We start from the raw sequence: 12,601 nt of genomic DNA on the forward strand, positions 1-12,601 counted from the left end.
CAACCCGGCTTCGTCGTTTCTGGGCCATCGGCCTATTTCGAACCGAACTGACGCTGGAGCCCGCATGTCCGCCCCGAAGCCCGAACCGATTTCCCATACCGCCGAAATGATCATCGCCACCGTGGTTGGCGTCGGCGTGGGACTCGGAGCCGATAACCTGCTGCTGGGCTGCGTGGTGGGTATCGCGGTAGGCATCGTGCTGAGCATCGCCAGGACCCTGTACGTGGATCGCAAGCGCCGCCGCCGTTGAGGGGTGTTGGCAGGGCTGCACCCTGCACCCGTGGTAGTGCCGGCCGCTGGCCGGCAACCTCAGCAGCAACAGCAACATTCCGTGGTTTGGCGGGGCGGTGTCGGATGGCGGGGACGCCGTGAACCCCCAGACCGGCCCAGCCGCTGGCGGCTGTGCGTTCGGGCGCTTGCGAAGCGGTGCTTCGCAAGCAAAGCGCCCTCACCCCTGGGGGCTTGGCAGCCGCATCCATGCGGCTGACACCCCGCCATCCGACACCGCCCCACCTCCGACAGATTCCTGCTGCTGTTGGTAGGTGTCGACCTTGGTCGACACGGTGGATCCACGCCATGCGTGGATCAATCTCCATCGAATTCGAGTATCTCGAGAATTGAACGAAGAGCATCCACGCATGGCGTGGATCGACTGCAGATCGCGGAAAACTGTCGAAGGCGGGGTGGGTCCGGTTGCGGGGGCGTGAGCCGCATGGATGCGGCGACCGAGCTTACATGGACGTACTTGCAGCGGCCCCCGCAACCGGACCCACCCCGCCATTCCTCAGCAAGCCAGCTGTTGCTCCGGCTCTTGCTGTAGCTCTGGCCTCTGCGGGTGCAGGGCGCCGCCCTGCCGAACTAAACTACCCTCCGTTGTCCCAGCAGGATTACCGATGTTCGATACCTCGCCCCAGCTCGATTGCGCCGGCCGCATCCTGCGCCTCGACCGTGCCCAGGTCATGGGCATCGTCAATGTCACCCCGGACTCGTTTTCCGATGGTGGCGCGCACGACACGATCGAGGCCGCGGTCGCTCATGGCCTGAAGCTGGTCGAGGAGGGCGCCGATCTGCTGGATATCGGCGGCGAATCGACCCGCCCGGGCGCAGCGCCGGTATCGGTCGAGGACGAGCTGCGCCGGGTGATTCCGGTGATCGAGCAGTTGGCGGCCCGTACCCGGGTGCCGATCAGCATCGATACCTTCAAGCCGGAGGTGATGCGCGCGGCCGTGGCCGCTGGCGCCGGCATGATCAACGACATTTTCGGCCTGCGTCAGGAGGGGGCGCTGGATGCCGCCGCTGATACCGGCGTGCCGGTGGTGCTGATGCACATGCAGGGCGAACCGGGCCACATGCAGGCCGATCCACACTACGACGACGTGGTCGCCGAGGTGCACGGTTTCCTGGTGCAGCGCCTGTTCGCTGCCGAGATGGCAGGTATCGCGAAGAAGAACCTGTTGATCGACCTCGGTTTCGGCTTCGGCAAGACCACTGCCCACAACATGACCCTGCTGGCGCGTTCGGAGCGCTTCCTGGAACTGGGTGTGCCGATGCTGGCCGGTCTGTCCCGCAAGCGCAGCCTGGGAGAACTCACCGGCCGTGACATGCCCTCCGAACGGGTGGCGGCGTCGGTAGCCGCGCACCTGATTGCGGTCCAGCGTGGCGCGCGCATCGTGCGCGTGCATGATGTCGCGGCCACGGTCGATGCACTGAAGATCTGGCAGGCGGTGGAAGCCGTGCCGACGCCGCGTGCCGACGCTGCGCCGACGATCCGCTGGCCGGACGAAGACTGATGGGCGTCGATCGGCGGCCGCTGGCGATCGCCGTGATGGGGCCGACCGCCAGTGGCAAGACCGCCACCGCGATCGCCCTGGCACGGCAGCTGGATGGCGAAATCGTCAGCGTTGATTCGGCGCTGGTATACCGCCATCTGGACATCGGCTCGGCCAAGCCTGATGCGGCCGAGCGTGCACAGGCGCCGCACCATCTGCTGGACCTGCGCGATCCGTGGCAGACCTACTCCGCGGCCGAGTTCGCCGCAGATGCCGGCCGGGTCGTGGAAGCCATCGTGGCACGCGGCAAGATACCGATCCTGGCCGGTGGCACTGGCCTGTACTTCCGTGCCTTGTTACAGGGCCTGTCGCCGATGCCGGAGGCCGATCCGGCGACGCGCGAAGCGCTCAGCGCCGAGGCAGCCGAGCGTGGCTGGGCGGCACTGCACGCTGAGCTGGCCAAGGTCGACCCGGCCGCCGCCGCACGCATCCATGCCACCGACCCCCAGCGCATCCAGCGGGCGCTGGAGGTCTATCGCCTGACCGGTACCCCCATCACTGAATGGCAGCGTCGGCCGGGCGTGGCGCCGTTGCCGGTACGCACCCTCAAGTTGATCCTGGCCCCGCGTGATCGCGCGGTTCTGCACCAGCGCATCGAGGCGCGCTTCGACGCCATGCTGGCACAGGGCTTTCTGGATGAGGTGCGGGCATTGCGCGCGATGCCGGAAATGGCAGCCGTGGAGGCGCCTTTGGACCTGCCGGCGGTGCGCGCGGTCGGCTATCGCCAGGCCTGGGAGTACCTGGATGGGGAGGGCGATGCCGCCCGCTTCCGTGACAAGGGGATCTTCGCTACCCGCCAGCTGGCCAAGCGCCAACTGACCTGGCTGCGCGGCGAGCTTGATGCGCGCTGGTTCGACCCCCATATCGACCATGAGCGCCTGGCCAGCGCGGTGTCGACCTTCGTCGCACGCTGAACCCCCGCCAGCCGTGTAACATCATCGGTCGGCGGGCGGCTCGGGGGCCGTGGCAGCCGTCGGCAACCCAATAAGAACAATAATCAGGAGTGTGCAATGTCCAAGGGGCAATCGCTGCAGGATCCTTTCTTGAACGCACTGCGGCGCGAACGCGTGCCGGTTTCGGTGTACCTGGTGAACGGCATCAAGCTGCAGGGCACGATCGAGTCGTTCGACCAGTTCGTGGTCCTGCTGCGCAACACGGTCAGTCAGATGGTCTACAAGCACGCCATTTCCACGGTCGTTCCGGCACGCAACGTGAAGGTCGGTCCGGGTGGTGGTTACGTGCAGTCGGGTGAAGGTGGTCAGGCAGGTGATGAAGCAGACGAGTAATACCGGAGCGGTGAATGTTTGACCGCTCGAAAAAGGGTGAACATGCCCTGTTGATCCAGCCCCATTTCGGCAAGCTGGAAGACGATGTGCTGGAAGAGTTCGGTGATCTGGCCCGCTCGGCTGGGGCCAGCATCGCCGCGACGATCACTGCGCGCCTGGACCGTCCGAACCCGTCGACCCTGATCGGCAGCGGCAAGCTGGACGAGATCAAGGCCGCGGCTGATGCCAGCGGTGCCGACCTGATCCTGGTCAACCATGCGTTGAGCCCGGGCCAGGAGCGCAACCTGGAACGCTTCCTCGAGCGCCGGGTGATCGACCGTACCGGCCTGATCCTGGACATCTTCGCCCAGCGTGCGCACAGCCACGAAGGCAAGCTGCAGGTCGAACTGGCGCAGCTGCGTCACCTGGCCACGCGGCTGGTGCGTGGCTGGACCCACCTGGAGCGCCAGCGCGGTGGTTCGATCGGTCTGCGCGGCCCGGGTGAAACCCAGCTGGAAACCGACCGCCGCCTGCTGCAGAAGCGGGTCGAGCAGCTGCAGAAGCGCCTGGAAAAAGTCGAAGTGCAGCGCACCCAGATGCGCCGCGCGCGTGTGCGCAGCGAGCTGCCGCGTGTGGCCCTGGTGGGCTACACCAACGCCGGCAAGTCGACCCTGTTCAACGCCATGACCGGCGCGGAGGCCTATGCCGCAGACCAGCTGTTCGCAACGCTGGATCCGACCGTGCGTCGCATCGCGGTTCCGGGCGGCAACGTGGTGCTGGCCGATACCGTTGGCTTCGTCCGCGACCTGCCACATGATCTGGTCGCCGCGTTCCGTTCGACCCTGTCCGAGGCACGCGAGGCCGATTTCCTGCTGCACGTGGTTGACGCTGCCGATCCGCACCGCGAGGAGCGCATTGCCCAGGTCGACGAAGTGCTGACTGCGGTCGGTGCCGGTGATCTGCCGCAGCTGCTGGTGTTCAACAAGATCGACCGCATCGACGGTGCAGACGTCCGCCACGATGGCCAGGACGGCGTGCCGGACGAGTCGCGTCGTGAACGGGTGTGGATCTCCGCGCGTGACGGGAAGGGCCTGGAGCTGTTGCAGGCGGTACTGGGCAAGCGCCTGGGCCTGCAGCATGTCACCGGCGAACTGCGCCTGCCGCCGGATGCCGGCCGCCTGCGCGCGCGCCTGCACCAGCTGGAAGTGATCCGCAGCGAGCAGGCCGATGAAGACGGTTGGCTGCTGCAGGTCGCCCTGCCGATTGCCGAAGCCGAGAAGCTGGCCGCCAGTGCCGACGGCGCGCCGATCCGGGCGCTGCTGCCGGAAAAACTGCCGGAGTGGTGAGGTAGCACCGGGCCATGCCCGGTCCAGCCAGGTAGTGCCGGCCGCTGGCCGGCAGCTGCCAAGCCGCGGCGCGCGACATCCGCCTGTCATCTGCGGTACAACGTGCAGGTTCTTCACCCCACCGTCATGCCGATGTCCATCCCTACCGACGCCGATCTCAATGCCCAGTCCGCCGCGCTCGGGCAGCGCCTGCAACAGGCCTCGCTGCAGCTGGTAACCGCTGAAAGCTGCAGTGGCGGCTGGATCGCCAAGTGCATGACCGACATCGCCGGTTCCTCGGCATTCTTCGATTGCGGCATGGTGGTCTACAGCTATGAAGCCAAGCAGCGCCTGCTGGGCGTGCGAGCGCAGACCCTGGAGCAGTTCGGTGCGGTCAGCCGCGAGACCGTGCTGGAAATGGTGTCCGGTGCGCTGGTCAATTCGGGTGCAGGCATCGCTGTTGCAGTCACCGGAATCGCCGGTCCCGGCGGTGGCAGCCCTGACAAGCCGGTCGGCAGCGTCTGGATTGGCTGGAAGCGCCGGGGGGGCTACGCCCGCGCCGAGCTGTTCCAGTTCGGTGGCGACCGCGAAGCCATCCGCCGGCAAACCGTGGCAGCGGCATTGCGCGGTATCGACGCCCAGCTGTGACATGCTGCTCCGGTAATCGTCCGGAGCACGCATGATGTGGGAAACGCTGGGCACGGTCCGTGACCTGGGCCGACTGCAGGAAATCGCCGTCGTCCTGATCCGCTATGGCTTCGGCGACGTGGTGCGGCGCATCGGCCTGGCCAGCACGCTGGAGCGGGCAGGGCGCCTCCTGCACTGGAACGAGGAGCGCCAGGAACTGCTGCGGATGACCGCGCCGGTGCGTGTACGCAGCGCGATGCAGGATCTCGGCCCGACCTTCGTCAAGCTCGGGCAGGTGCTGGCAACGCGCGTCGACCTGCTGCCGCCGGAATGGATCGCCGAGCTCTCCGAACTGCAGAACGCCGTACCGGCGCTGCCGTACGCGGATATCCGTGAGCAGCTCGAAGCCGACCTTGGCGCCTCGCCGACGCAGGTGTTCGCCTTCCTCGATGAAATCCCGATGGCCGCCGCCTCGTTGGCACAGGCCCACCGCGCGCGCCTGCATGACGGTCGCGAGGTGGTGCTGAAGGTGCGGCGCCCCGGTATCCGCGATGTGGTCGAGGCCGACCTGCGGTTGCTGGCCCGTCTGGCCGAAATCGTCGAGGCCAGGCTGCCGGACCTGCGCCGCTATCGCCCCGCCGAGGTCGTGCAGCAGTTCACCGTATCGCTGCGCCGCGAGCTGGACTTCGCTGCCGAATGCCGCAATGCCGAGCGCATCGCGCGCAACTTCAAAGGCCGCGACGACATCCTGATTCCCGACGTGCATTGGCAGTGGACCTGCGAAAGCCTGAACGTGCAGGACTTCGTCGACGGCATTCCCGGACGCGATCTGGCCGGCGTCGATGCGGCGGGCCTGGACCGGCGCGAACTGGCACGGCGTGGCGCCGACATCGTGCTGAAGATGGTGCTGGAGGACGGCAGCTTCCACGCCGACCCGCACCCCGGCAACATCATCTATCTGCGTGACGGCCGCATCGGCGTGATTGACTTCGGCATGGTCGGCGCGCTGTCCGAAGTGCGCCGCTTCCAGGTCGCGCAGCTGCTGCACGGGCTGGTCGAACAGGATCCGCAGGGCGTGGCCGACGTGCTGCTGGACTGGGCCGGCGGTGTGGAAGTGGACGAGAACCGGCTGCAGCATGACATCAGCCAGTTTGTCGACCAGTACCGTGGCGTGCCGCTGAAGGACCTGCGCATCGGTCTGATGCTGGGTGACATCACCCAGCTGCTGCGCAGCTACAGTTTGACCTTGCCGGCCGATCTGGCGCTGATGATCAAGGCCTTCCTGACGCTGGAAGGCATGGGCCGCCAGCTGGACCCCGATTTCGACATGGCCAGTGCTGCGCGCCCCTTTCTGGAGCGGGTGGTGCTGCAGCGCTACGCGCCCAGGGCGCTGCTCAAGCGCGGCCGGCGCAGCCTGCTGGGCCTGGTCGACTTCGCCGGCGAACTGCCACGCGACCTGCGCAAGCTGGTCCAGGCAGCCCGCCGTGGGCGCCTGCAGCTGAAGGTGGAAACCAGCGCGCTGCAGGGCTTCGGCGAGCAGGTCAATCGTGCCGCGAACCGGCTGGTGATGGGCATCGTCACCGCCGCATTGATCATCGGCTCGTCGATCGTGATGCACAGCGTTGGTGGCGTCTCCAGCCGCTGGCTGCTGGCGCTGGGCGTGTGCGGTTTCATCGGCGCCGGCTTCTGCGGCGTGTGGATCCTGTTCTCGATATGGAGAAGCGGTAAACACACGTGAGTGTGTTTACCGCAGCGGTTCCCCCCGGGAACCGCGGAATCGCTGCGCGATTCCTGTAGAGCCGACCGCTGGTCGGCTGCTTCTGCTCTCGCCTTTGTCTCTGCCAGCCGGGCCAAGCCGGCGACGATTGCCGAGCACGGCTCGGCACTACAGATGTCGCCGTGTCGTCTCCGGCACTTGCAGTCCCGCATGTTAGTAGTAATACTACTAACCATGGACCTGACCGACACCCAGCAGGCGATCCTGCAGTTGATCGCCGAGCGTATCGAGAGCGAAGGCGCGCCGCCGTCGCAGACTGAAATCGCGCGCGCATTCGGCTTCAAGGGCGTGCGCGCAGCCCAGTACCACCTGGAAGCCCTGGAGCAGGCCGGTGCGATCCGTCGCATCCCGGGCCAGGCTCGCGGCATCCGTCTGGTGCAGGCACCGGCGGTCGAGAAGCTGGCCGAGCCGGGCCTGCCCGACAGCGTGCTGCGCCTGCCGGTGCTCGGCAGGGTTGCGGCGGGCCTGCCGATCGGCGCGGACATCGGCTCGGACGACTTCGTGGTGCTGGACCGGGTGTTCTTCTCGCCGGCGCCGGACTACCTGCTGAAGGTGCAGGGCGACTCGATGATCGACGAAGGCATCTTCGACGGTGACCTGATCGGCGTGCACCGCACGCGCGACGCCCATTCCGGGCAGATCGTGGTGGCCCGCATCGATGACGAGATCACGGTCAAGCTGCTGAAGATCGCCAAGGACCGCATCCGCCTGCTGCCGCGCAACCCCGATTACAAACCGATCGAGGTGCTGCCGGATCAGGACTTCGCGATCGAGGGCCTCTATTGCGGTCTGCTCCGGCCCAACCGTTGACCCGTTCCATAGCGCACTACCCCGCGGTCTTTTGTGGCGATTCTCTGGTTCCACTGAGGTTGGTACGGATGTCCGATAATTCTTTTCAGAGCGCCGGGCAGAATCTCAGCCTGTGCGATACGTCCGACCTAAAGTGAACCCATGGCAAAGAAGACCCCCAAAGACAGCACCTCCAACGACATGACCTCTTCAAGGACCAATCCGATGGACGAGAACAAGAAGCGCGCCCTCGCTGCAGCTCTGGGCCAGATCGAGAAGCAGTTCGGCAAGGGCTCGGTGATGCGCATGGGCGACCGCGTGGTCGAGCCCGTCGAAGCCATCCCGACCGGTTCGCTGATGCTCGACATCGCACTGGGCATTGGCGGTCTGCCGAAGGGCCGTGTCGTGGAGATCTACGGGCCGGAATCCTCGGGCAAGACCACGCTGACCCTGCAGGCCATCGCCGAATGCCAGAAGATGGGCGGCACCGCGGCCTTCATCGACGCCGAGCACGCGCTGGACCCGATCTACGCCGCCAAGCTGGGCGTGAACGTGGACGATCTGCTGCTGTCGCAGCCGGACACCGGTGAGCAGGCGCTGGAAATCGCCGATATGCTGGTCCGCTCGGGTTCGGTGGACATCCTGGTGATCGACTCGGTCGCCGCGCTGACCCCGAAGGCCGAAATCGAAGGCGAAATGGGCGACCAGCTGCCGGGCCTGCAGGCCCGCCTGATGAGCCAGGCGCTGCGCAAGCTGACCGGCAACATCAAGCGCTCCAACACCCTGGTGGTCTTCATCAACCAGCTGCGCATGAAGATCGGCGTGATGATGCCGGGCCAGAGCCCGGAAACCACCACCGGCGGCAACGCGCTGAAGTTCTACGCCTCGGTTCGCCTGGACATCCGTCGCATCGGCGCGATCAAGAAGGGCGACGAGATCATCGGCAACCAGACCAAGATCAAGGTCGTCAAGAACAAGCTGGCGCCTCCGTTCAAGCAGGTCATCACCGAGATCCTGTACGGCGAGGGCATCAGCCGCGAAGGCGAGCTGATCGACATGGGCGTGGACGCCAAGCTGGTCGAGAAGGCCGGCGCCTGGTACAGCTACGGCGAAGAACGCATCGGCCAGGGCAAGGACAACGCCCGCGGCTACCTGCGCGACAACCCGACGGTCGCTGCCAAGCTCGAAGCCGAACTGCGCGAGAAGTTCCAGCCGACCGAAGCCACCCGTGAGGAAGGCGACGACGAAGGCGACGACGAATAAGGCTTGCTGTGGGGCAGGGCGGCGCCGTCAGTGACGTCGCCCTGTCCCGCAGGTTCGAATCGCCCAGGGATGGGCAGGGCGCCACGGACGGCGCCACCCTTGGAGTATCGATGTCCGACGCCGATGACATTCCCACCGGCCGCAAGCGCCGGCCGCGTGAGCAGACGCCCGTGCAACGTGCGCTGGGCCTGCTGGTCCGTCGCGAACACTCGCGCAAGGAACTAACCCGCAAGCTGACGGCCCGTGGCATCGAAGACGAAGCCGCGCAGGCGGCCGTCGCCAAGCTGACCGAGGCCGGCTGGCAGGACGACACCCGTTTTGCCGAGAACCTCGTACGGATGCGCGCGAATACGGGCTATGGCCCGATCCATGTCCGTGCCGAGCTGGGGACCCATGGCCTGGACAGTGCCGCGATTGCGGCGGCGATGGACAGTTACGAAGGCGACTGGCAGGAAAATGCCCGTGATCTGGTCCGCCGACGCTTTGGCGAGGCCGGCCCGCAGGACCTGGCGCAGCGGCGCAAGGCTGCCGATCTGCTGGCCCGACGGGGCTTCGACGGCGACAGCATCCGCCGTGCGACCCGCTACGACCCGGATGACTGAGACTGGCGGCGCCGGGCCTGATACCCTTTAGGTTTTCGGCGGTCCCTCGCGACCCTGGCCAACGTGGCCGGTGGTCCGGGTCCGCCGGCCCGCAGACTGCCAGCCCCCAATGAACGCATCCGCCAAATTCACGACTTCCCAGATCCGCAGCGACTTCCTTGAATTCTTCAAGGGCAAAGGCCACACCATCGTGCCGTCGGCGCCGCTGGTGCCGGGCAATGATCCGACCCTGCTGTTCACCAACTCCGGCATGGTGCAGTTCAAGGACGTGTTCCTTGGTGCGGAGAGGCGCAGCTACGTGCGCGCGGCTGACGTGCAGCGCTGTCTGCGCGCGGGCGGCAAGCACAACGACCTCGACCAGGTCGGCTACACCGCACGCCACCACACCTTCTTTGAAATGCTGGGCAACTGGTCGTTCGGCGACTACTTCAAGAAGGACGCGATCGCCTGGGCGTGGGAGCTGCTGACCCAGGTCTGGAAGCTGCCGGCCGAGCGCCTGCTGGTCACCGTCTACCAGACCGACGACGAAGCCTACGCGCTGTGGCGCGACATGGTGGGCGTGCCGGAAGAGCGCATCGTGCGCATCGGCGACAACAAGGGCGCACCGTTCGCCTCGGACAACTTCTGGCAGATGGCCGACACCGGCCCGTGCGGCCCGTGCACCGAGATCTTCTACGACCACGGTGACCATATCGCCGGCGGCCCCCCGGGTTCCCCGGATGAGGATGGCGACCGCTTCATCGAAATCTGGAACCTGGTGTTCATGCAGTTCGACCGCCAGCCCGACGGCACCCTGGTGCCGCTGCCGGCGCCGTGCGTGGATACCGGCATGGGCCTGGAACGCCTGGCGGCGATCCTGCAGCACGTGCACACCAACTATGAGATCGACCTGTTCCAGGCGCTGATCCGCAAGGCCTCCGAGCTGACCGGCACCGCCGACCTGGAGAACAAGTCGCTGCGCGTGATCGCCGATCACATCCGTGCCTGTTCGTTCCTGATCGTCGACGGCGTGCTGCCGTCCAACGAAGGTCGCGGCTATGTGCTGCGCCGTATCGTCCGCCGCGCTCTGCGCCACGGCTGGATGCTGGGCGTGCGCCAGCCGTTCTTCAGCAAGCTGGTGCCGACCCTGGTCGAGCAGATGGGCGAAGCCTATCCGGAACTGCCGGCGGCGGTGGACACCGTTACCCGTGCGCTGCAGGCCGAGGAAGAGCGTTTCGCCGAAACCCTCGATGCCGGCATGAAGATCTTCGAGGACGTGGCCGGCAAGGCCAGCAATGGCGTGATCCCGGGCGTTGACGCGTTCCGCCTGTACGACACCTATGGCTTCCCGCTCGACCTGACCCAGGACATTGCCCGCGAGCGCGACCTGACCGTCGACATTGCCGGTTTCGATGCCGCGATGGAGCAGCAGCGCGAGACCGCACGCGCGGCCGGCAAGTTCGGCGGCGGCGTGACCCTGCCGGCCGAGCTGGTGGCGACGCTCAGCCCGACCCTGTTCCTGGGCTATGACCGCCTGCAGGCCGACGGCCTGAGTGTGCTGGCGCTGCTCAAGGACGGTCGTCCGGTGCAGTCGGCCGATGCCGGTGATTCGGTCATCGTGATCACCAATCAGACCCCGTTCTACGCCGAATCCGGTGGCCAGGTCGGCGACACCGGCGTACTGACCGGCACCGGCGTGCGCCTGGTGGTGGAAGACACCCAGAAGTTCGCCGGCCAGTTCCATGGCCATGTCGGCACCCTGTCCGAAGGCGGCCTGAAGGTCGGTGACGTGCTCTCCGGCCAGGTCGATGGCGAGCGCCGTGGCGCCACCATTCTCAACCACTCGGCCACCCACCTGCTGCACGCCGCCCTGCGCGAAGTGCTGGGCACCCATGTGCAGCAGAAGGGCTCGCTGGTCGCTCCGGACCGCCTGCGTTTCGACTTCTCGCACTTCCAGCCGATCAGTGCGGAAGAGCTGGCGGTGATCGAGCGCAAGGTCAATCAGCAGGTGCGCGCCAACAACGCTGCCGAAGTGCACAACATGGGCATGCAGGAAGCGCTGGACTTCGGCGCCATGGCCCTGTTCGGCGAAAAGTACGGTGAGCACGTGCGCGTGCTGAAGATGGGTGACTACTCCACCGAGCTGTGCGGCGGTACCCACGTCAACCGTACCGGTGACATCGGCCTGTTCAAGATCACCTCCGAGGGCGGCGTCTCCGCCGGCGTGCGCCGCATCGAGGCCGTTACCGGCCAGGGCGCCCTGGATTACGTGGACGCCGAAGAGGCCCGCCTGGCCGAAGCTGCCGAACTGCTTGGTGGCAGCGCTGCCGACGTGGTCGAGAAGATCCGTGCCCTCGGCCAGCGCCAGAAGCAGCTGGAGCGCGAGCTGGACGCCGTGAAGGCCAAGGTCGCCGCCGGTGCTACGGCCGACCTGTCCGGCCAGGCCGTCGAGGTTGCCGGCGTGAAGGTGCTGGCTGCCCGCCTGGAGGGCTTCGATGCCAAGGCCCTGCGTGACGCCATGGACCGCCTGAAGCAGCAGCTGGGCGACGCGGTGATCGTGCTGGCCGGCGCCCAGGACGGCAAGGCTGCCCTGGTCGCGGGTGTGAACGGCAGCGCAATGGGCAAGGTCAAGGCCGGGGAACTGTTGTCCCATATCGCCGGTCAGATCGGGGGCAAGGGCGGCGGACGCCCGGACCTCGCCCAGGGTGGTGGCGAGGACGGGCCCGCCCTTGCCACTGCGCTGGCTGCAGTCGTCGAATGGGTCAGCCCCCGTCTGTGATGAACCCTGCCGTCCCCCTCCTTGTAGGAGCGGGACGGCTGACGGTACCATTGCGAATCTTTTCCCTTTGTCGTGGTAGCGCTTCTTGACGGAGCGTCAAGCCGGTGGGGGATACCCTTCCACACGGTTCCATGGAGACTTACAAAAATGTTGATCCTGACTCGCCGCGTCGGCGAAACCCTGATGATCGGAGACTCGGTGAGCGTCACCGTGCTTGGCGTCAAGGGTAACCAGGTGCGTATCGGCATCACCGCGCCGAAGGACGTCGCAGTGCATCGCGAAGAGATCTATCAGCGCATCCAGCGTGGTGATGAAGCCGGTGGCACCGGTAGCGAAAATTCTGCCGAATAACGCTTTACCTTCGCA

At 66.5% G+C, this 12,601-nt stretch carries 12 protein-coding genes; all 12 read left to right on the forward strand.

The features are described from left to right. The first annotated feature begins 64 nt into the window (after window positions 1–64). The 12 genes from EGM71_RS07685 to csrA all read left to right on the forward strand — a co-directional run bounded on the left by EGM71_RS07685 (window position 65) and on the right by csrA (window position 12,586). On the forward strand, window positions 65–250 hold the full coding sequence (locus EGM71_RS07685) for a hypothetical protein (RefSeq protein ID WP_188488905.1): 186 nt from the start codon (window positions 65–67) through the stop codon (window positions 248–250). 643 nt (window positions 251–893) lie between these two features. Then, window positions 894–1,790 carry a dihydropteroate synthase gene (gene folP, locus EGM71_RS07690; RefSeq protein ID WP_188488907.1) on the forward strand — a complete coding sequence of 299 codons (897 nt, stop codon included), beginning with the start codon at window positions 894–896 and terminating at the stop codon, window positions 1,788–1,790. Beyond that, a complete protein-coding gene (miaA, locus tag EGM71_RS07695) occupies window positions 1,790–2,743 on the forward strand; it encodes a tRNA (adenosine(37)-N6)-dimethylallyltransferase MiaA (protein ID WP_188488909.1) in 954 nt (317 codons plus the stop codon). The genes folP and miaA overlap by 1 nt, the downstream gene beginning before the upstream one ends. Before the next feature lie 96 nt (window positions 2,744–2,839). Continuing rightward, window positions 2,840–3,115 carry an RNA chaperone Hfq gene (gene hfq / locus EGM71_RS07700; protein ID WP_004152891.1) on the forward strand — a complete coding sequence of 92 codons (276 nt, stop codon included), beginning with the start codon at window positions 2,840–2,842 and terminating at the stop codon, window positions 3,113–3,115. A 14-nt stretch (window positions 3,116–3,129) separates the two neighbouring features. After that, window positions 3,130–4,440, forward strand: coding sequence for a ribosome rescue GTPase HflX (hflX, locus tag EGM71_RS07705; protein WP_188488910.1), 1,311 nt, complete (start codon window positions 3,130–3,132; stop codon window positions 4,438–4,440). A gap of 132 nt (window positions 4,441–4,572) precedes the next feature. Further along, window positions 4,573–5,067: a CinA family protein gene (locus tag EGM71_RS07710; protein WP_053451280.1), complete on the forward strand. Its 495-nt coding sequence runs from the start codon at window positions 4,573–4,575 to the stop codon at window positions 5,065–5,067. 34 nt (window positions 5,068–5,101) lie between these two features. After that, entirely contained in the window at window positions 5,102–6,784 is a 1,683-nt protein-coding gene (ubiB, locus tag EGM71_RS07715; RefSeq protein ID WP_188489775.1) for a 2-polyprenylphenol 6-hydroxylase, read from the forward strand. A gap of 213 nt (window positions 6,785–6,997) precedes the next feature. Then, window positions 6,998–7,633 carry a transcriptional repressor LexA gene (lexA, locus tag EGM71_RS07720; protein WP_057498317.1) on the forward strand — a complete coding sequence of 212 codons (636 nt, stop codon included), beginning with the start codon at window positions 6,998–7,000 and terminating at the stop codon, window positions 7,631–7,633. Window positions 7,634–7,837: 204 nt separating this feature from the next. Then, entirely contained in the window at window positions 7,838–8,875 is a 1,038-nt protein-coding gene (gene recA, locus EGM71_RS07725; protein WP_049449560.1) for a recombinase RecA, read from the forward strand. A gap of 110 nt (window positions 8,876–8,985) precedes the next feature. Then, window positions 8,986–9,477 (forward strand): recombination regulator RecX, encoded by a 492-nt coding sequence (gene recX / locus EGM71_RS07730; RefSeq protein WP_049445658.1) that lies wholly within the window; start codon window positions 8,986–8,988, stop codon window positions 9,475–9,477. A gap of 109 nt (window positions 9,478–9,586) precedes the next feature. Then, window positions 9,587–12,235, forward strand: a complete 2,649-nt coding sequence (alaS, locus tag EGM71_RS07735; RefSeq protein ID WP_188488911.1) for an alanine--tRNA ligase — start codon at window positions 9,587–9,589, stop codon at window positions 12,233–12,235. 147 nt (window positions 12,236–12,382) lie between these two features. Further along, a complete protein-coding gene (csrA, locus tag EGM71_RS07740) occupies window positions 12,383–12,586 on the forward strand; it encodes a carbon storage regulator CsrA (RefSeq protein ID WP_004152909.1) in 204 nt (67 codons plus the stop codon). The last annotated feature ends 15 nt before the right edge of the window (window positions 12,587–12,601 follow it).

It is taken from the genome of Stenotrophomonas maltophilia (assembly GCF_006970445.1).
Classification (GTDB): domain Bacteria; phylum Pseudomonadota; class Gammaproteobacteria; order Xanthomonadales; family Xanthomonadaceae; genus Stenotrophomonas; species Stenotrophomonas maltophilia_AU.

What these genes read in the sequence shown, in the direction of transcription:
- EGM71_RS07685 (WP_188488905.1), top strand. Translation starts at nt 65, where the DNA reads ATGTCCGCCCCGAAGCCCGAACCGATTTCCCATACCGCCGAAATGATC.
- folP (WP_188488907.1), top strand. Translation starts at nt 894, where the DNA reads ATGTTCGATACCTCGCCCCAGCTCGATTGCGCCGGCCGCATCCTGCGC.
- miaA (WP_188488909.1), top strand. Translation starts at nt 1,790, where the DNA reads ATGGGCGTCGATCGGCGGCCGCTGGCGATCGCCGTGATGGGGCCGACC.
- hfq (WP_004152891.1), top strand. Translation starts at nt 2,840, where the DNA reads ATGTCCAAGGGGCAATCGCTGCAGGATCCTTTCTTGAACGCACTGCGG.
- hflX (WP_188488910.1), top strand. Translation starts at nt 3,130, where the DNA reads ATGTTTGACCGCTCGAAAAAGGGTGAACATGCCCTGTTGATCCAGCCC.
- EGM71_RS07710 (WP_053451280.1), top strand. Translation starts at nt 4,573, where the DNA reads ATGTCCATCCCTACCGACGCCGATCTCAATGCCCAGTCCGCCGCGCTC.
- ubiB (WP_188489775.1), top strand. Translation starts at nt 5,102, where the DNA reads ATGTGGGAAACGCTGGGCACGGTCCGTGACCTGGGCCGACTGCAGGAA.
- lexA (WP_057498317.1), top strand. Translation starts at nt 6,998, where the DNA reads ATGGACCTGACCGACACCCAGCAGGCGATCCTGCAGTTGATCGCCGAG.
- recA (WP_049449560.1), top strand. Translation starts at nt 7,838, where the DNA reads ATGGACGAGAACAAGAAGCGCGCCCTCGCTGCAGCTCTGGGCCAGATC.
- recX (WP_049445658.1), top strand. Translation starts at nt 8,986, where the DNA reads ATGTCCGACGCCGATGACATTCCCACCGGCCGCAAGCGCCGGCCGCGT.
- alaS (WP_188488911.1), top strand. Translation starts at nt 9,587, where the DNA reads ATGAACGCATCCGCCAAATTCACGACTTCCCAGATCCGCAGCGACTTC.
- csrA (WP_004152909.1), top strand. Translation starts at nt 12,383, where the DNA reads ATGTTGATCCTGACTCGCCGCGTCGGCGAAACCCTGATGATCGGAGAC.